The sequence below is a fragment of the Thermophilibacter sp. ZX-H3 genome (genome assembly GCF_052599055.1).
This window is the reverse complement of sequence record NZ_JBQXES010000019.1, coordinates 23,318-42,628: the sequence shown is the minus strand read 5'-3', so window position 1 is coordinate 42,628 and position 19,311 is coordinate 23,318. Positions and strand designations below refer to the sequence as shown.

The 19,311-nt window shown below is 59.7% G+C and carries 14 protein-coding genes; 13 read left to right on the top strand and 1 reads right to left on the bottom strand.

Annotation, left to right across the window (positions count from 1 at the left end; translation table 11 throughout):
• Positions 1 to 214: 214 nt before the first annotated feature.
• From ACULPM_RS08795 to ACULPM_RS08775, 5 genes are all read left to right on the top strand, one after another.
• A complete protein-coding gene (locus tag ACULPM_RS08795; protein WP_445331707.1) occupies positions 215 to 457 on the top strand; it encodes a hypothetical protein in 243 nt (80 codons plus the stop codon).
• 96 nt (positions 458 to 553) lie between these two features.
• A complete protein-coding gene (locus ACULPM_RS08790) occupies positions 554 to 3,202 on the top strand; it encodes a phage/plasmid primase, P4 family (protein ID WP_445331708.1) in 2,649 nt (882 codons plus the stop codon).
• 320 nt (positions 3,203 to 3,522) lie between these two features.
• A complete protein-coding gene (locus ACULPM_RS08785) occupies positions 3,523 to 3,933 on the top strand; it encodes a hypothetical protein (protein WP_445331709.1) in 411 nt (136 codons plus the stop codon).
• Positions 3,934 to 3,993: 60 nt separating this feature from the next.
• On the top strand, positions 3,994 to 4,392 hold the full coding sequence (locus tag ACULPM_RS08780) for a hypothetical protein (RefSeq protein ID WP_445331710.1): 399 nt from the start codon (positions 3,994 to 3,996) through the stop codon (positions 4,390 to 4,392).
• A complete protein-coding gene (locus tag ACULPM_RS08775; RefSeq protein ID WP_445331711.1) occupies positions 4,379 to 5,662 on the top strand; it encodes a PBSX family phage terminase large subunit in 1,284 nt (427 codons plus the stop codon). Before ACULPM_RS08780 ends, ACULPM_RS08775 begins: the two co-directional genes overlap by 14 nt.
• 2 nt (positions 5,663 to 5,664) lie before the next feature.
• Here ACULPM_RS08775 and ACULPM_RS08770 read toward each other — a convergent pair whose 3' ends face one another.
• Positions 5,665 to 6,276, bottom strand: a complete 612-nt coding sequence (locus ACULPM_RS08770; RefSeq protein ID WP_445331712.1) for a hypothetical protein — start codon at positions 6,274 to 6,276, stop codon at positions 5,665 to 5,667.
• A gap of 256 nt (positions 6,277 to 6,532) precedes the next feature.
• Between ACULPM_RS08770 and ACULPM_RS08765 the strand changes: the two genes are divergently transcribed.
• From ACULPM_RS08765 to ACULPM_RS08730, 8 genes are all read left to right on the top strand, one after another.
• Positions 6,533 to 7,879 (top strand): hypothetical protein, encoded by a 1,347-nt coding sequence (locus ACULPM_RS08765; RefSeq protein ID WP_445331713.1) that lies wholly within the window; start codon positions 6,533 to 6,535, stop codon positions 7,877 to 7,879.
• A gap of 3 nt (positions 7,880 to 7,882) precedes the next feature.
• Complete coding sequence (locus tag ACULPM_RS08760; RefSeq protein WP_445331714.1) at positions 7,883 to 8,014, top strand: hypothetical protein; 132 nt, start codon at positions 7,883 to 7,885, stop codon at positions 8,012 to 8,014.
• A gap of 398 nt (positions 8,015 to 8,412) precedes the next feature.
• Positions 8,413 to 10,146, top strand: a complete 1,734-nt coding sequence (locus tag ACULPM_RS08755) for an N-6 DNA methylase (RefSeq protein WP_445331715.1) — start codon at positions 8,413 to 8,415, stop codon at positions 10,144 to 10,146.
• Between the two features lie 2 nt (positions 10,147 to 10,148).
• Positions 10,149 to 10,667 (top strand): hypothetical protein, encoded by a 519-nt coding sequence (locus ACULPM_RS08750; RefSeq protein ID WP_445331716.1) that lies wholly within the window; start codon positions 10,149 to 10,151, stop codon positions 10,665 to 10,667.
• Positions 10,668 to 10,721: 54 nt separating this feature from the next.
• The gene (locus ACULPM_RS08745) at positions 10,722 to 12,557 is read left to right on the top strand and encodes a type I restriction-modification system subunit M (protein ID WP_445331717.1); all 1,836 of its coding nucleotides are present in this window, start codon (positions 10,722 to 10,724) and stop codon (positions 12,555 to 12,557) included.
• On the top strand, positions 12,554 to 13,762 hold the full coding sequence (locus tag ACULPM_RS08740; protein WP_445331718.1) for a restriction endonuclease subunit S: 1,209 nt from the start codon (positions 12,554 to 12,556) through the stop codon (positions 13,760 to 13,762). The genes ACULPM_RS08745 and ACULPM_RS08740 overlap by 4 nt, the downstream gene beginning before the upstream one ends.
• Before the next feature lie 6 nt (positions 13,763 to 13,768).
• Entirely contained in the window at positions 13,769 to 16,885 is a 3,117-nt protein-coding gene (locus ACULPM_RS08735; RefSeq protein ID WP_445331719.1) for a type I restriction endonuclease subunit R, read from the top strand.
• Positions 16,886 to 16,913: 28 nt separating this feature from the next.
• On the top strand, positions 16,914 to 19,016 hold the full coding sequence (locus ACULPM_RS08730; RefSeq protein WP_445331720.1) for a GmrSD restriction endonuclease domain-containing protein: 2,103 nt from the start codon (positions 16,914 to 16,916) through the stop codon (positions 19,014 to 19,016).
• The last annotated feature ends 295 nt before the right edge of the window (positions 19,017 to 19,311 follow it).

Here is a 19,311-nt window from a genome sequence, read left to right as displayed (position 1 = left end):
ACAGGGTGGCGCTTTGCTTTTTGGTCTATCCAAGAACAATGAGATTTGATACAGGGCAAACCGTTTCCATGCGCGCGGTTTGCTGGTCATACATGCCTGTTTACCTGCGGTTTCTTCGATTGCACCATTTGTGACAGCGCCGTATATTCGAGTTGCTAGCAGACAAGAAGGACGTGCACGATCCGGCCATTGCATCACGAGAACGGAGTCAATAATGACCGCGATCAAACAGAAGAACGACCAGGCGCAGGCGATTGTCGTGGGTTACACCCAGAGCGAGATTGACGCCCTTCCCGCCATCATCGGCAAGAGGGAGGTTGCCCGCATCGCGTGTGTCTCCGAGCGCACCGTTACGCGCGAAGCGTGCAAGGGCAATCTTCACGGCAGTTTCCGCATCGGCAACCAATGGCGCTTCAACACGAGCGCCATCTGTGCCCAGTTCGGCCAGGTTCGCTAGGCGGCGATACCTATGAATCAGATGGAAAGCGCCACCGGTGGCCGTATGCTTGCAGGCCAGACCACCGGCAGCGAGATGGCAGACCAGGGGCCTACCGTGGTTGCATCATACACCGATGTCACGAACCCCGATAGTTTTGGCACCGCCGAGCAGGAGCTTCAGGCGGAGGCCAACCGCAGGAACCGGAATGACGGGACACGCGACGAGCTCACCTACGCCGCCTTCCCTCAGGCTCTCAAGGACAGGCCCCAGTGGGTCTGCTGGAAGTGGGCCATCCGGACGGGCAAGAACGGAAACGCGCCCGAGCTGACCAAGGAGCCCTATGCTCCCGGCGGTATGCGTAAGGCTAGGGCTGGCGACCCTTCGACCTGGGGGACGTACGACGAGGCCGTGCGCACGTGGCTGTCTCAGGACGTGGCTGGCATCGGCTTTGAGTTCTCCGACGAGCGCGACGTAACGGGCGTCGACTTCGACCATGTGGTCGCCGACGGAACCATCGTTGACGAAGAGCTCGCAACCATCATCGACTGCTGCGAGACCTACGTGGAGTACTCCCCGTCCTGGGATGGCCTGCACATGTTCTCGCTGTGCGGCAAGCCGGAAGGCAAAAACCGCTGCAAACGTGGCGGGTACGAGATGTACGACCATGGGCGCTTCTTCACCGTAACCGGTGCCGTGTACGGCAACCACTCAGAGATCAACGCCGTGCCCGACGCGCTCTTGTACATATACGAAGTGTATCTTGGCGACAGCGAGCCCCAGCCAGCGCAAGGGGCTGCTGGAGGTACGCAGGGCTCGTTCGCCGACCATGACCCCGGCGAGGATCGCGCGGACGACCCCAGCGTGATTTACGGGAAGCTCATCGACACCAACAACGCAAAGCTGCAGGCCCTGCTGTCTGGCGACATATCGGGGTACCCGAGCCATAGCGAAGCCGACCTGGCGATGTGCAACTACATCATCTTCTATGCGGGCAACGATGCGGTTCTCGTCGATGCCGTTTTCAAGATGACCGCGCTCTACCGGCCTGACAAGTGGGACCGCGCCGACAGCGGCAGCACTCATGGCATGCGCACGATCGGGAAGGCTCTGTCGAACTACAGCGGGGACTACTACTGCTGGAGCCGCAAGCCCCTCGACTGGAACGACCAGACGCCCGCGAATGGTGCGGCTCCGTCAGGTGCTGACCTGAAGCCCGGCAAGAAGGAGCCCTTCTCGATGCCCGACATCATCCCCGAGGGCGAGGAGAAGAGCACGCTCTTTCGCTACTGCTGCCATCTGCGCGCCAAGGGCTATTACGCCGAGGACATTCTGACCGCCGCCCTCGATGCGAACTCGGCACGCTGCCAGAAGCCCCTGACGGAAGCCGCCACCGCTGACATCGTTAAGCGTTCGACCAAGTACCAGCGTGGTGGCCGCAGCTCCGCCATTGCCGAACGGGACTGGTCCGCCGGCATGTCGTGGCAGAGCAGCTACTTCGACCCCAGCACCAACCGCTTCATGCACGAGTGTCTGGCTGAGGACATGGCACGCGAGGCCCATGCTTCGCTCATCGACGGCTCGCCAGCGATATTCGCAGGCGGTCTCTGGCGCTTTGGGTACGGAGCCATGGAAAGGCTCTGCAGCGACGTGCAACCCCGCCTGACCAGCAGCCAGCGCAACGAGGTGATCAAGGACATCAACCTGCGCCCGCACGTGACCACCGCCGAGGACTTCGACGGCAAGTGCTACATAGCCTTCGCCAATGGGGTGCTCTGCGTTGAGACCGGCGAGTTCGTCGAGCCGGGACCGGAGATGTACGTGATGGGGATGATCTCCATCGAGTTTGACCCGGACGCACCCGCAGGGCTTGCAGACGAGTTTCTCGATGCGGTTACGGACGGGGACGCCGAGGCACGGCTCGTTCTCGAGGAATTCGTCGGGCAGTCCATGTGCGCTCGACAGGTTATCAGGCAGTCGCTCATGCTTACCGGCGACATCTCGGACGACAAGCGCAACGCATCGACCGGCAAGTCCACCTTCCTAGGGTTCGTCACCGCCCTGCTCGGCGACGACAACGTCTCGAGCCTCAAGCCCTCTATCCTCGGCGATCGCTTCCAGGCAGTGCAGCTGGTCGGCAAGCTCGCCAACATCGCCGCAGACATCCCGGCCGACGAGCTTTCGGGCAAGGCGCTCGCCATGTTCAAGTGCATGGTCACCGGCGACATGATCTACACCGACGTCAAGAACAAGCAGGGTTTCGGGTTCCGCTCCCATGCAACGCTCGCCTTCGCCATGAACATCGTTCCGCACTTTGCCGATACGACGGACGGCGTCTGGCGCAGGCTTTGCTTCATCCCCTTCACGCATCGCTTCACGCCTGGCACCGAGGGCTACGACCCCAACATGGACAAGAAGCTCGCAAAGCCCGAGAACCTGCAGAGGCTGGCACTGCTCGGAGTCAACGCCCTTCGCGGGGTAATCGAACGTGCGACCGATACCTATTCACGCTGCGGGGCCGGAGAGCTGGTCAAGCAGCGCGTCATCACCGAGAACGACACGGTACTCATGTGGCTTCACGTCGAGCGCATGGAGGTCATAGGCTGGCGGCCCGCAGTCTGCTACAGCAACTACCGAGAATGGTGCCGCAGGATCGGCATCGAGCCAGTGACCCCGAACCAGTTCACCCGCAAAGTGAACGAGCACTGCCACACGAAGACCCAGGCGGACAGCGATGGCAAGCGGATCTTCATTCTCAAGACTTAGGCGGTGATGAGGATGCTAGACAACGTAAACGCTGAGCGCATCATCGCCACAATCTGCGCGAGCATACTGGCGCGTATTGAAAAGGCGGTACATCTACACTTCCGTATGATCTGTTTACAAGTAGCGGACGGGAAGTACGCCCAGCTCACAAGGCCCTTCTACACTTTCTACACCATTCTGGGCAATAGGAACCTCGACCGTGTGGAATCTGAGAGAAAAGAACGATACAGGTTTAGTGACCTCGAAAGCGTAGAAAGCGTAGAAACCCAAGTAGACAGTCATGTATTGAGTCGCCAGGCACGTGTTGGGATGTGTAGACGATGAGCGCGTGGACGACGGGACAGAACGACGTTATCCGCGAGCTCGGCTACCAAGGGGTCCAGGTGGTTCACGATGTCATCGTGGAGAGGTTTGGCGTGGAGCATACGCTGAGGGCCATAGAGATTCAAGCGTCGCGCATCCATGCAAGCCTCAAGGTGCTCGACGAATGCCCGGAATGTCATGCTGTTGGAGTCCGCGTCAACCGGCAGTCCGGCTTGTGCAGGCGTTGCACCGAAGCAGCCCATGTGGCCGAGGAGGAAGCCTTCAACCAGCTTCTGGAAGCCGAGGCTGCCGGATGCGACGGCGGCCCCGAGTATGAGGAGCTCCATCGACGCTGGGCGCAGCTCAGGCAGAAGAACTCAAGGCTGATGCGCAAGCACGGCCTGAAAGGCAAGCGGGAGCGCCTGTAGGTTTGTGACGGCGTGGGACGATTTCTCCTGAACAAGAAGCCGGGAAGGAGGAATTGCCCCATGCGCAAGCCGAAGCTCACGTACAAGATGGTCGAGCAGGCCATCGAGATGAAGTCGCACGGCATGAGCAACGCCGACATATGCCGTGGACTGGGCGTCTCCGAGACCGCCTGGTACAAGTGGCTCAAGGACCCCGACAGCAAGGTGAAAGTTGCGTTAGTTGAGGGCATCAAAAAGGCGGAAAGCCAGTACAAGGAGACGCTGCTGCAGTCCATCATGGCGACAGCCACCCGCGAGAAGAACCCGCAGTGGACGGCTGCCGCCTGGCTGCTGGAGCGCAAGTACCCAGACGAGTACGCGCAGACGACCCGCAGGGTCGAGTCCGAGGGCGAGGACGCCCCGCAGATCACGCTCGGCGTGGAGCTCAAGGTTGCGAGGTCTTCCGATGGCGACGACTAGCGCGGCCGACCTCTGCATCGAACGCTTCCGCCCCGTGCTCGGCGACGTGATGATGCACGGGCATACGCACTACTGGCTCCATGGCGGGCGAGGCAGCACGAAGAGCTCGTTCATCTCGCTTTGCCTCGTTCTACTCACCGTGGCCAACCCCGAGGTGAACGTGGTCGTGGTGCGGAGGTTCGGCAACACGCTTCGCGACTCAGTGTACACGCAGGTGCTGTGGGCCGTCGATGCGCTGGGGCTGAGCGAGTACTTCAAGGCGAAGATATCTCCGTTGGAGATCGTGTACCTGCCGACCGGGCAGCGAATCGTCTTCCGCGGCTGCGACGACCCGCTGAAGCTGAAGTCGACCAAGTTCGCCAAGGGGTATTGCGCCTGCATATGGTTCGAGGAGCTGGACCAGCATGGCAGCATCGAGGACGTGAGGTCCGTTCTCAACTCGCTTCGGCGCGGCGGGAGCAGGTTCTGGGTCTTTTATTCCTTCAATCCGCCAAAGACGGCTATAAGCTGGGTGAACAAGGAGACCTTGGCGAGGAAGCAGCGCGAGGACACGCTCGTCTGGAAGACTTCTTACCTCGACGTGGTCGCTTCCCATCCCGAATGGCTGGGCGGGCCGTTCATCGAGGAGGCGGAGTACCTTCGCGAGGCCAACGAGACGGCGTGGCGGTGGGAGTTTCTCGGCGATGTGGTGGGAACTGGCGGCAACGTCTTCTCCAACATCGTGGAGCGCGAGGTGACCGATGAGGAGATCCGCACGTTCGAGCGTGTGCGCAACGGGCTGGACTGGGGCTGGTGGCCCGACCCGTGGCGGTTCGTGAGGTGCGAATGGCAACCAGGGTCCAGGCGGCTCATCATCTTCGAAGAACATACCGCCAACAAGATGACGCCCGAGGAGACCGGGCGCATCGTTCTCGATTCCCTCACCTATGCCGACGAGCCCAGCGAGGAACCCTATTACCATGACCAGGTGGTGTGGGTGGATGACACGCCAGATGGCAAGGTGCAGACGAGCGTTTATCGGCGCGACCTCGGCATTCGGGCGAGACCTGCCCGCAAGGGGCGGATGCGCAAGCTTTCCTACGAGTGGCTGGCGGGGCTTCGGGAGGTCGTGATTGACCCTGTGCGCTGTCCGCTCACCTTCGAGGAGTTCGCCATGAAGGAGTACGAGCGCGACCGTGACGGGAACTGGCTCGACATCATCCCGGACGGCGACGACCATTCCATAGATGCGGTGCACTATGCGGTGATGGACGACGTGCTTCGCGGTTGATTTCACAGCAGATGGAAATGCTTGCCCCAGGCTGACGAGAGCATCTGACCTACGGCATACTCAATCGTTTCCCCATGACGCGGCTGGATGACAAACATGTAATACCGCTGCGAGGTTGTCTTGAACTTCAATGCGAGACCGGAAGCGCCTTCAAAATCTGGGCTTTTCAATAGCTCGCCGAGCTGCCGAGCGTAATGATCGTCCTTATATCTCGCCTTGTGCTGGTAATAGATGACGGTAGAGCCTTGGGCGTAGTATCTGGCGAGCTCGGAGGGCAGGACGTACTTATTCTCCTTCGGTTTCCCCTTGGCAGAAGGCACCACTAGGCCGTTGTCGGGGTCAACGCAGACAATGTCTTTTTCCGCCAGCATGGCGAGCGACCTTCCGAACCATTCGCTGCGGAGCTCGTTTCTCTCGGCCTTTGGCTTGTGCCTATGCTTTTCGCCTTCTTCGTTTGCGGAGAAATCTATGCATTCCGAGAAGAACTTTGCCTTGAGGACGCGGTCGTTCTCCATGTAGCGCACTTTCCGCCTGTCCTCCTTGACGATGGCCCTTAGCTCCAACCATAGCTCCTCATCGCATTCGCGGTATTCGTCCTGGTCGAGGTAGCTCACGTGGCGACCGTCGCTGTTGTGCGTCTCGTCTGGGGTTAGGTACCAGTTGAGCCCGATTGACAGGCCGGCGTTTCGCAATGCACGCAGGAGCCCGAGCTTGCTGAAGTCTCCGATGTCGCCTGTGTATCGGTTTTGCATTCTCTTTTTCCGCGGCCTTTCTTCACGATCTTTTTCCCGAATTCTAAAGCACGGGCGAGGTTGTGACGATGTCGGAAACTTCACCGTGAACATCAGCGTGGTTTACGGAGGTGTCCGCATGAGCGTGAATAGCTTGGACGAATACTGGGTGCCTGAGCACGTGAAGGAGTATCTGCGGGGGTTGGGGTTTGTCCTTCCTCTGGATGACATGGAGCCGTGGATTCGGTCGTGGGACGACTGGATGGGGGCTCGCGGGGACTTCTACAACTATCGCGACAAGGATGGGCTCGGGCGGGTGTACGAGGTTCACCGTCGCAGCATTCACCCGGCAATGAGGGTCTGCAAGGAATGGGGTTCTCTTCTCCTCAACGAAGATGTCAAGGTCGTTTGCGACGACCAGAAGGCGACCGACTGGATCGGCTCGTTCTTCTCCTCAACAAACTTCATGGCACAGGCGCAGGCGACCGTGGTAAGGGCCTTCGGGCTCGGGACCGGTGCCTGGGCTTTGTGGGTGGACCTCGACAGGAAGAAGGTTCGCATCCGGCACTACGACGCCCGGATGGTGATACCGCTCACGCGGGACGAGGACGGCGTCACGGAATGTGCGTTTGTCACCAGAGCCTTCTACCGTGGGAAGGCCGTCGACCAGCTGCAGATGCACCTCAAGGGTGGTGCGGGTTTCTCGGCAGACTCTTCTTCACCCTCCAAATCTTCGCCTGAACACTCGGACGGTCTTCTCAACATGGAAAGCGATGGCACGTACAGGATCGTCACCGTTTGCTTCGACAAGGACGGGAATGAGCTCGCGCCTGTGGGCGTTGCACCAGCCTTCGACACAGGCTGTCCTTTCCCCACCTTCGGCATCGTGAAGCCTGCAGTGACGAACACGCGCGTGGACATGTCGCCGTACGGACAGAGCGTCTTTGCCGATGCGGTGGACGCCGTGCAGGCGGTGGACCTCACCTTCGACGCGCTCGTTTCGGAGATTGATGTTAGCAAGATGCGCGTGTTTCTCTCTGATGTGCTCTTCGACCGGGAGAAGAGCGGGGACAAGACCATCGCCATCCCCTTCGGCAAATCCGATTGCACCGTGTTTCGCAAGGTGATGTCTACCGAGGACACGATCCAGGAGTTCGCGCCGGCGCTGCGTACTGCCTCGCAGTCAGAGGCTTTCCGCATCGCCCTGCAGATGCTCGGGGATCTCTGCGGCTTCGGTCTGGGCTATTTCGACTTCGACGAGACGCGCGGGTATGTGCGCACGGCCACCGAGGTGTCCTCGGACAACTCCGCCCTGATGCGCAACATCCGCAGGCGCGAGAACGCGCTGGAGGGGGCCATCACGGGCATCGCCGGGGCCGTCATGGCCGCGTCGCGCGGCTTCGGGGAGAACGTTCCCGATGAGGGCTGTATGCGCGTGCAGTACGACGACTCCATCATCCAGGACGTCGCAGCCGAGAAGGAGTAGGACATGCGCGAGGTGGGCGTCACCATGGCAGCCTGGGAGTACCGTGCCAAGTGGTACGGCGAGGAGGAGTCGGTGGCCCGTGCTCGGGCGTCAGAGGTCGGCCCGGGTGACGCTACGAACGGCGGCGGTCGGTAGGCGCTGGTGGGACGCCAAGAGCTCGCAGATGCTCTCTGGTGGAGGCAGGGGCTACAGGGTTGCGAGCGGGGCCGTCGCGGCTCTGGCGCGGCTTCTGGTGGGCGCTACGGGGCGCCGGCTGCTGGTGGAGCGGCTGGGAAACGGTCTCCCGGGCTGCGGACAACCCGAGGTTGGTAGCGCACGGCCAGGCCAGCAGCCAGGGATGGCGGCAAATAAGTCTTAACGTCGCAAGCGTGGTGAAGCTGTGCGTGAGCATGAAATAGAGCGTCTGGCATGCCTCATAGACGATGTGGTGAATCAGATTTACTCGAAACCCTCTTGCCTTTCTTCGTAAACAGAGTTATAAATAACTCGACGACAGAAACAGAGTTATTCATAACTGCGAGAAAGGAACTGGATTGCTGGACCGTAAGCAGAAGATCGAATACGTCAACCTCGCGAACCGACTCTGGGTGGTATACGAATCGTATAGGCCGAACCTGCCCTCTTATCCGTGGGATTTGCGCGTCTATCCCCTGGCTCTCATCGGCCTGCTGGTCAAGCGTTCTGACAAGGGCGTTGAGGAGGCTATCATCGGCGCTGACGTAAGCGTTGAGACGCGCAAGTACCTGCTCGACATTCTCAAGGACGCCGGAGACGAGATGGTCGAGGCATTCGTTGAAGAGTTCACGGAAGCGGAGCTCGAGGTCTTCATGCGCATGGACCCGAGTTATAGGGCGGACCTGCTGGGCAAGGTCGGTGGCAACTTCTTCACGCCCGTCAACGTAAACGAGCTCGCTTTCCGGGTTCTCGATGTCAAAGCAGAGGACCGGGTTGCAGACTTCGGCTGTGGGCCGGGCGGCTTCCTCGGTTATGCCGTGGAGCGATACCCAGAGATCCACGCTACTGGTGTGGAGTTCAGTCACGAAGTAGCGTGTGTCGCACGGCTTCGCATGGAGCATCTGGGTGTTAACGCTGTGGTTGAGGAGCGTAGCCTTTTCGACTGCGACAAGCCCAGTGCATTCGACAGAATCTTCTCGAACTTTCCCTTCGGCCAGCGTGTAGCAGACCTGAACGCAAGCGGCGAGTATGCGCAGAAGCTTGTCAAGGGTGAGATGCCTTATGGGCGCTCCAGGAACGCCGACTGGGCATACTGCCAGCTAATTGTCGATTCCCTCACAGTGGACGGGCGGGCCGTCGCCATACTCACGCCGTCGGCGCTCTACAACATGGTGGACAGGCGCGTACGCGAACACTTCGTGGAGAACGGTCTCATTGAGGCGGTGGTTGCTCTCCCGAAGGGCCTTTTCATCGGTACGGGCATCCCCACCGAGCTGGTCGTGTTCTCGCATGGAAATGAGAGCGTGCGCTTCGTAGACGCTCGCGACCTCGGCAGCAAGGGGCGTCCTTGCTTCCTCGGCGCCGACGATGTGGATGAGATTCTCTCCAGGCTTTCCTGCGACGGCGATGCGAGTATCTTGGTTGAGATTTCTGCAATCGCCGAGCGTGACTTCAACCTGCAGCCGGAACGCTACCTGTGGAGCGACATCAAGGTGAGCAACGGCATGCGGCTCAGCGACATAAGCAAGACTATCGCGAGGGGTTACAACGTGCGCTCGGATGCGCTCGCCGACGAGTCCGAGGACAATGAGGGCAACCCGTCCTACCTCTCCATCACCGACATCGAGGACGGCGAGGTGAGAAGGCCGCTCAAGAAGATCGAAAAGGACTCGGATGTGCTGGCCAACCACCTGCTGCAAGACGGCGACATCGTGATAGCACGCATGGCGCTTGAGGGCGGCAGCTTCAAGGTGGCAGCAGTGGATGTCGAAGGCGACGAGCGTATCGTCCCGAGTCAAAACTTCTATGTGGTGACCGTCGACAAGAAGAAGGTCTCCCCGGTGTTTGTCGTGGGATTCCTGAACAGCGACGTTGGCCAGGAGCTGCTGAGCCGCACCACGGCCGGCGAGACGGTGAGGAACATCACCACCGACGGGCTGCGCGACCTCGTCGTCCCCGTTCCGGCGATGTCGGACCAGCAAGACATGGCCGAACGCTACCAGGCGAAGCTGGACGAGATATCCGTGCTCAAGCTAAGGCTCGAGAGGGCCAGGATGGAGGCGGCCAGCTTCTTCGAGAGCGAGGTGGAGTAGCCTTGGCTCTCTCGCAGTACGAGCTCATGGACTTGTGCGACGCCGTGGAAGCACGCATCGCAGACGCCATTGTTCCAGCCATCATGAGGGCCAACAGGACCGATGAGCTGAATGACCTCCTCGAGCTACTGGGGATGGGAGACTTGGTTGCCCAGGACGGACGTCGGCCGCGCGGGAAGATCATCGTTCTCGGCGCGAGCGAGGTGAAGGAACGTAAGCTGCGCAGCATCGCCAAGGCACACGGCATAAGCGGCGACAGGATTGAGTTCTACTTAGAGTACGAGCGGTTCAAGCACTACCGGTTCGACCGACTGCGGAACAACCCCGCCTTCGAGGCGGTGCTCGTGGGACCCATGCCTCACAGCACGCCCGGCAAGCGCGATGCGAGCAGCGCGATAACCGAGATGGAGAACCGGCCGGACATCTATCCGCCCGTCATACGGATGGAAGACGCGCACGGGCCGAAGATCACCAACAACAGTTTCACCCAGGCGCTCGATATGTTGGAGGCAATTACCTAGCAAACGCTCGACATATAAAATGTACGTTAGGCGATTCAAGAAGAGGTAATGACATTGGCAGACATTCAAAAGCTTGAGAAGGAGCTCTGGGAGGCGGCGGACAACCTTCGCGCCAACTCAAAGCTCACGAGCCAGCAGTACTGCATGCCCGTCTTAGGGCTCATCTTCCTGCGCTATGCTTGGGGACGCTTCAAGATGGTGGACGAGCAGATCAAGGCTAAGCGCGCCCAGTCTACCGGCAGGCAGATTCCCATCGAGCCCGATGACTACGCGAAACGTGGGGCGATGTATCTACCCGAAGAATCGCGCTACGACTACCTCGTGAATCTTCCCGAGGACGAGGCGAACATCGGCAAGAGGGTCAACGACGCCATGGCGGCCATCGAGAAGGTTAGCCCACAGCTTACCGGAGTCCTTCCACACGACTACACGGAGCTCGGCAACGACCTTCTGCGCGAGACGCTTCGCATCTTCAACAACCCGGCTCTCGACGAGGGCGGCGACGACATCCTCGGTCGCATCTACGAGTACTTCCTCGGCAAGTTCGCCCCCGCCGTGGCATCCGACGACGGCGTGTTCTTCACACCGAAATCGCTCGTGCGCATGATCATGAACGTCATCGAACCTGAGCGCGGCGTCATGCTCGACCCGGCGTGCGGCTCGGGCGGCATGTTCGTTTCCGCCAGCGACTACGTGCGCGAACACGGCGGCAAGCCGTCGGAGGCCATGACCTTCTACGGGCAGGAGAAGGTCGAGTACAACGCGAAGCTTTGCCTGATGAACATGGCCGTGCACGGCATGAACGGCTCCATCCTCTCCGGCGACCAAGCCAACAGCTTCTACCACGACGCGCACTCGCTCGACAGCTCCTGCGACTACGTGGCGGCCAACCCGCCTTTCAACGTGAACAAGGTGAAGGCCGAGGAAGCCCAGGAGGCAGGGCGCATGCCGCTCGGCATCTCCGGAATCAACAAAGCCGGCGAGTTCAGCAACGCCAACTACCTGTGGATCAACTACTTCTACAGCTACCTCAACCCGACCGGCCGCGCTGGCTTCGTCATGGCGTCATCCGCTACCGACAGCTCCGGCAAGGACCGCGCCCTTCGCGAGAAGCTGGTGAAGAGTGGCCACGTTGACGCGATGCTCTACGTGGGCAACAACTTCTTCTACACCAAGAGCCTGCCGTGCACACTGTGGTTCCTGGACAAGGGCAAGCCGCAGGAGCTTCGCGACAAGGTGCTGTTCATCGACGCGCAGAGCTACCACACCGTGCTCGACACGACGCACAACGAGTGGAGCCCGTGGCAGCTCAAGAACCTCTCCGCCATCGTGTGGCTCTACCGTGGCGAGGCGGACAAGTATGCGAAGCTGCTCGACGAGTATTGCGACGCGATCCGCGGCATGGTTGAGCTCGTGGACGGCGACGTCAAGGACGTCTTGGTGGGCGTTACGACGTTGGGGGATTTCGCATCCGCCCGCGACGCGCTTGCCGCATGCGTTGAGAGCCGCAAGGCCAAAGCCAAGGCCGAAGTGGAAGCGGCCAAGCCGCGCGAGCGCAAGCGTCTTCGCGATACATACGACGAGGAAATCGCAAAACTCGAGGACGCGCTCACCGTCGTGGACGAGGCCCTCTGGCTGACCGACAAGTTTGGCTCCGGCGAGTACGCCGACGTCCCTGGCCTCTGCAAGATTGCCACGCGTAAGGAGATCGAGGAGAAGAACTGGAGCCTGACGCCCGGTGCGCACGTTGGCGTGCCGGCCCAGGAGGACGACGGCGTCGACTTCCACGAGCGCATGGGCGAGATTCACGAGGAGCTGCTTCGCCTGCAAGCGGAGAGCAACGAGCTCATGGCGACCATCTCCCACAACTTCGAGGAGCTGGGGCTATGAGCACACCGCTGAATAAGCTGTGCGAGCTGATAGTCGACTGCCCGCACTCCACGGCACCGGACGAGGGCGAAGGCTATCCCCTCATTCGCACGCCAAACATCGGTCCAGGCTATCTTGATTTAACCGACGTGCATCGGGTGTCGAAGGAGGCCTACGACATACGAAATGCTCGTGCGGTGCCTCAACCGATGGACCTGATTCTTGCCCGTGAGGCGCCTGCTGGAAACGTCGGAATCATTCGGGAGGGGCAATGGGTGTGCCTCGGACAGAGGACTGTGCTCATACGCCCAGACCAGAAGAAGGTAGACCCCTGGTTCCTCAATTACTACCTGAACGCGCCAAGGCAGCGCCACCGCCTTCTGAGCAACGCGAATGGCGCAACGGTCTCCCACGTGAACATGCCCATCATCAGGAACTTGCCGGTTGACTTGCCGAGCATGGAAGCCCAACAACACATCGCATCCATCCTGATGACCTACGACAACCTCATCGAGAACAACCGCAGGCAGATCGCGCTGCTCGAGGAGGCAGCCCAGCGCCTCTACAAGGAATGGTTCGTTGACCTGCGCTTCCCTAACGGCAAGACAAGTGCAGATACGGCCGGTTGGACTCAGCTGCCACTAACCGAATGCGCCAATGTAATTCGTGGAAGGTCCTACACAAGTGCCGAGATCGATTGCGACGAAGGTGTTGCCTTAGTCAACCTCAAGAATCTTCGTTCGTTTGGAGGGTGGAACGATGGGGCCGAGAAGACCTATTCCGGCGCCTTCAAGGAAGAGCAGCGTGTAAGTTCCGGTGACATCATTATGGGCGTTACCGACATGACCAAGGAGCGGCGGCTTGTTGGTCATGTCGCGCTGGTGCCCGATCTTGAGCGCGAGGCAATCATATCGATGGATCTTATTAAGCTCGTGCCTGTGCAAGTCGAAAGCCTTTATCTCTATGCGCACTTACGCTTTAGCGGAATAGCCGAAAACATTGCGTTGCTGGCTAATGGTACGAACGTATTGCACCTGAAGCCGCAGATTCTTTCAAGTGTGCAAGTACCAATCCCGAGAAAAGGCCTTCAATCGGATTTTGCCAGGCATATGGCACCGATGGTTGACGAGATAAACCTTTGTTCAAAGCGTATCGCCTCTTTGCAGGAGGCTCGTGATCGGCTGCTTCCCAAACTCATGTCTGGCGAAATCGAGGTCGAGGGGTGATGGTCTGTGTCTAGCCGCTATTCGGAAGAAGAAGCCGTGCAGAAGCCCGCTGGCGAGCTGCTACACAAGATGGGCTGGGATCTCGTCTATGCGTACAACGAGGAGGAGCTAGGCCAATACGGAACCCTCGGGCGTAAGAGCTATCACGAGGTCGTGCTGCGCCGCTACCTGATTGATGCCCTCGTGGAGCTAAACGAGTGGCTTGAGGTCGAGGAGTGCGAGCAGGCAGCGGACACGCTCATGGCCGCACTCGCCACAGACACGCTGCTGCAGACCAACGAGAAGAAGTATGCCATGCTTCGTGACGGCATTCCCGTGGAGAAGCGGCGCGCCGACGGCACCAAGTACACCGAGTACGCACAGGTTTTCGACTTCGAGCACCCCGAGTACAACCGCTTCATCGCCGTCGAGGAGATGTGGGTGGAAGGCCCTCTCTACAAGCGCCGACCTGACCTCATGGGCTTTGTCAACGGCATACCCCTGCTGTTCGTGGAGTTCAAGCGCCACGACAAGGACGTGCGCCGTGCCTACGAGGACAACTACACCGACTACCAGGACACCATACCTCAGCTCTTCCACTTCAACGCGTTCGTCATGCTCTCCAACGGGCTCGAGGCTAAGGTCGGCACGCTCGGCAGCAAGTACGAGTTCTTCCACGAGTGGAAGCGACTAGCCGAGGGGATGCCCGGCTCGGTGGACCTGGAGACCATGCTGCGCGGCATGTGCGGCAAGCGGGCATTCATGGACCTTTTCGAGAACTTCATCCTGTTCGACCACTCGGGGCCGACCGTGGCGAAGATCCTCGCGCGCAACCACCAGTACCTCGGCGTGAACGAGGCTGTAGCTTCCTACGTGAACCGCGACATCCGCGAGGGCAAGCTCGGCGTGTTCTGGCATACGCAGGGATCGGGCAAGAGCTACTCGATGGTGCTCCTCGCCCGCAAGATCAAGCGCAAGTTCGAGGGTTCGCCCACCTTCCTGGTTGTCACCGACCGCGAGGAGCTGAACAAGCAGATTGCGGCAACGTTCGCCGGGTGCGGCTGCATGCCCGCCACCGATGCTTCGGCCTACATCGCGAAAAGCGGGGCCGACCTCGCGCAGCGCCTGAAAGGCAACCCGAGCTTCGTGTTCACGCTCATCCAGAAATTCAACGACGCCCGCGCCGAGCCCATTCACGTCGACCACGACGTCATCATCTTCTGCGACGAGGCCCATCGGACCAACAACGGCCTGCTCGCCGACAACATGACGCGCATGCTGCCGGAGGCATCGCGCCTGGGCTTTACGGGAACGCCGCTCTTCAGCTACGACAACATAACCGAGCGCACTTTCGGCAGCTACGTTTCGGTCTACGACTTCGCTACCGCCGTTGAGGACGGGGCCACGGTGCCGCTCTTCTACGAGAACCGCGCTGACATCTTGGAGATAGACAACCCAGACATCAATGACGAGCTGGCCGAGGCGGTGGAGACCGCCGACCTCGACGAGAACCAACGCGACAAGCTCGAGCGCGACCTCGCCCGTGAGTACCACGTAGTGACTGCCGAGTCGCGCCTTGACATCATCGCGCGGGACTTCGTGGAGCACTACTCCGGCATCTGGGAGTGCGGAAAGGCTATGTTTATCTGCATCGACAAGGTGACCGCCGCGCGCATGCACGATCTCGTGCGCAAGTACTGGGACAAGGCGATAGAGCGTGAGGAGGCCGAGCTTGCCCACGACGGTCAGCAGGAGGCTCTGGAGCGCCAGCGCAAGATAGCGTGGATGCGCGAGACTGAGATGTGCGTGGTGGTGAGCCAGGAGCAGAACGAGGTGGCAACCTTCGCCAAGTGGGACATAGACATCAAGCCCCACCGCAAGAAGATGGTCGAGCGCGAGCTGGACAAGGAATTCCGCGACCCCGACAACCCCTTCCGCATCGTGTTCGTGTGCGCCATGTGGCTCACCGGCTTCGACGTGAAGCCGCTCTCGGCCATGTACTTCGACAAGCCCATGAAGGCGCACAGCCTGATGCAGGCGATCGCACGCGCAAACCGTGTGGCGGAGGGCAAGAGCAACGGCCTCATCGTGGACTACATCGGCGTAGTGAAGGCGCTGCGCAAGGCGCTGGCAGACTATACGCGCGATCCTGGGGAGGGACCGGGTGATGAGCCTGTCTTCGACAAGGAGGAGCTGCTGGCTCGCGTGGCCGAGCTGCTGGAGACCATCGAGGGCTTCCTCGACGGGTGTGGGTTCGACCTGAACGAACTGCTGCATGCGAGCGATTTCGAGAGGCTCGCCAAGGTTAAGGACGGCGCGGACGCAGCCAGCGGAAGCGACGAGACCAAGAAGCGGTTTGGCATCATGGCCCGCGAGCTATTCAAGCTGTTCAAGTTCGTCGAGAAAGGCGACGTGGACCGCGGCGCTTGGGCCAGCAGGGACGCGATCGACGCCATATACAAGCAGCTGATGAAGCGGCGCGACGTGGCGGACACCGGCGACATCATGGCGCAGCTGCAGCGCATCGTGGACGCCCACGTGACGGTGGACGAGACGCAGGACAAGGGCACGGCCCGGTTCGACATCTCGAAGATCGACTTCGACCTATTGCACCGCGAGTTCGAAAAGGCACCGCACAAGAACCTGCTGATGGACGACCTGCGCGACGCCATCGAGCACAGGCTTGAGGCGGCGCTTCGGGACAACCCGAGGCGGGCGGACTACTACGAGCGATACCAGAGGATCATCGACGAGTACAACCGCGAGCAAGACCGCGCGACCATCGAGGCGACCTTCGAGGCCCTGATGAAGCTCTCCGAGGAGCTGTCCGATGAGGAGCAGCGTTTCGTGCGCGAGGGGTTCACCAACGAGCGGCAGCTGGCCGTCTTCGACATGCTGTACAAGGATGACCTCACCAAGGGCGAAATAGAGCAGATCAAGCAGCTCTCGCGTGAACTTGTTGATAAGATCCAGGAACGGTTGAGCCATATGGTCCGCTGGACTGAGAAGCCTGAGACACGCTCGGATGTGAAGACGCTCATACGCGACGAGCTGTATCAGCTTCTACCTATGAGCTACCCGGACGAGTCGATTGCTGCTTACCGCGACGAGATATACGAGTACTTCTACTCGCGGGCCGCATAAGCCAAATGAACGATATGGAGCAAGGCAGATGAACGCGAACGACGCACAATTCCTACCCTTCCTGGGCACGGCGAACGCCCAGTTCGTCATACCCGTATACCAGCGTCTCTACTCTTGGACGACCAAAGACTGCGAAACGCTCTGGGTCGACATCATGCGTGCTGGCAAGTTCGGGCACACGCACTTCATCGGCTCCATGCTCTACGCACCGGAGGCTGGCGGCACCCTGACCGGCGTGAACAGGTATCTGCTCATCGACGGTCAGCAGCGCATGACGACGCTCACGCTGCTGCTCTCCGCCTTCATCGAGTATCTGAAGGAAGACGAGTCGCGCGCCGACTTCCTTGAGACGACCATCGGTGGCATCCGGCGCATGTACCTGTTCAACGATGAGCAGAAGGGCGACGCTCGCTACAAGCTGGTCCTCTCGCAGGACGACCAGACTACGCTTTTCAGCATCGTGGGCGACGTGGCACAACCCGAGCAGCCCTCACAGCTCATCGTGGACAACTACCAGTACTTCAAGGACAAGATGCACGAGAAGGGCTTCGACGCCCAGCAGTTGTGGGTCGGCCTCAAGATGTTGCTCATCGTGGACACCAAGCTCGGCGAGGGCGACAACGCGCAGCTCATCTTCGAGTCGATGAACTCCAAGGGAAAGCCGCTCACCGCTATCGACCTCATCCGCAACTTCATGCTCATGTCGCTGCCCAGCAAGGAGCAGACGCGACTGTACGAGTCCTACTGGCATCCCATGGAGCAGATGTTTGGCATGGGCAACGAACGCATCATCAACGAATTCTTCTGGAACTGGCTCTGGCTTAAGATCCCCAACAGGCAGCCCAAGTTCGATGAAGTGTACGACGAATTCAAGCTCTATATCGGCGACAACCCGCAGCTCAAGGTCGAAGAGGTGCTCATCGACCTCAAGGACGGGGCCGACCACTACACAAAGATTTTCCTCGACCGCGAGAAAGACCCAGAGCTGGCGGCGGCCTTCCGTAGCTTCAACAGGTTGGGCATCAACGCCGCACGACTCCTGCTGATGGAGCTCTACGCTCAATACGAGGCCAACAACCTGACGAAGGACGATTACATCGGGCTCATAAGGATGCTCGAATCGTTCCTTTTCAGGCGCTCCGTCTGCGGAAGGCTCACGACTGGCCTCAACCACTATTTCTCGAACCTCGCGAAGCAACTGGAATCCCAGGACATCGTGGAGTACATCACGGCGAACTTGCTGCTCCAGGACGAGAATAAGACTGCTTATTTTCCGACTGACGAATACTTCGAGGAGCAGTTCAAGGCGCGCGACTGCTACAACCGCTTTCGCGACAAGTGTGTCTACTACCTCGAGCGCATCGAGAACTGGCACCACCCGAAGGAGCCCATCTCGGGCTACTCGTATCAGGTCGAGCACGTTCTTCCGCAGACCATCGACAGCGTACCTGAGTGGCAAGCTGCTCTTGGGGACAACTGGGAACAGCTTCATGAGCGGTACTGCAACTCACTCGGCAACCTGACGCTCACCGGATACAACCAGGAGTACTCGAACAAACCCTACGACGAGAAGCTTCATAAGGAGGATGACGGCCTGCTCTGCAGCCCGCTCTACCTGAACAGCGTATTCGCCTCCGAGCCCGTTTGGAACGTCGAGGCAATTGAGCGCCGAGCCGCCAAGCTCATGGCAGATGCTCTGAAGATCTGGCCGAGGCCGCAGTTGGATGAGTCGACTCTGGCCAAGTACACGCCCTCCAAGCGCAAGGATGGGACAGAGTGGACCATCGAGGAGCACCACACCTGGCTCGCAAGCGGCGGTCCGGCTCATGACCTCTTCGAGACTCTTCGCGCTCGCATTGCCGAGGAATTCCCCTCATGGACCGAATACGTCAAGAAGTACTACGTTGGTTACAGGGTCGGCAAGAGGAGGCAAACACTCAGCATCCAAGCGAGGAAGAGCGGTCACCTCGTGCTTGGCATACGCAAGCATGTTGATGAGCTGAAAGATCCAAAGAAGTTGTGCGTCGATAAGCGTGCAACGGGCGGAATCGGCCCTGGCATGCCGACGATGGTTGTGCTCGAAGGCGCAAGCGATATTGATGACGCAATGGAGATACTCAGGCAGGTATAGGCTATGAATTCTCTTTGCTCCGTCGAGAAAACTGGCCACTGACGGTTAGAAGCTGCTCGTATTGCTGCCTATCAAGCGTACATTCTGCAAGCTCTTTGAATTGCTGCGTGGTGAGGCGGCACTGTCTTGCCATGGCTGAAACAAGACCTGTAGTAATGTCTCCCTTTGAGCCGTGGCTTACCTTCGTGCGGATTGATGTCTTCAACCCGTCAGAGCGGACATAGCACAAGTAGAGGTGATCCCTCTCGTCTTTCTCAAAACCCTTTTTGGTGAGATTTCGGACAACCATGTCCTT

Excerpts from the sequence above, each read along its gene's own strand:
- ACULPM_RS08795 (WP_445331707.1), top strand. The coding sequence starts at position 215 with ATGACCGCGATCAAACAGAAGAACGACCAGGCGCAGGCGATTGTCGTG.
- ACULPM_RS08785 (WP_445331709.1), top strand. The coding sequence starts at position 3,523 with ATGAGCGCGTGGACGACGGGACAGAACGACGTTATCCGCGAGCTCGGC.
- ACULPM_RS08780 (WP_445331710.1), top strand. The coding sequence starts at position 3,994 with ATGCGCAAGCCGAAGCTCACGTACAAGATGGTCGAGCAGGCCATCGAG.
- ACULPM_RS08775 (WP_445331711.1), top strand. The coding sequence starts at position 4,379 with ATGGCGACGACTAGCGCGGCCGACCTCTGCATCGAACGCTTCCGCCCC.
- ACULPM_RS08765 (WP_445331713.1), top strand. The coding sequence starts at position 6,533 with ATGAGCGTGAATAGCTTGGACGAATACTGGGTGCCTGAGCACGTGAAG.
- ACULPM_RS08760 (WP_445331714.1), top strand. The coding sequence starts at position 7,883 with ATGCGCGAGGTGGGCGTCACCATGGCAGCCTGGGAGTACCGTGCCAAG.
- ACULPM_RS08740 (WP_445331718.1), top strand. The coding sequence starts at position 12,554 with ATGAGCACACCGCTGAATAAGCTGTGCGAGCTGATAGTCGACTGCCCG.
- ACULPM_RS08730 (WP_445331720.1), top strand. The coding sequence starts at position 16,914 with ATGAACGCGAACGACGCACAATTCCTACCCTTCCTGGGCACGGCGAAC.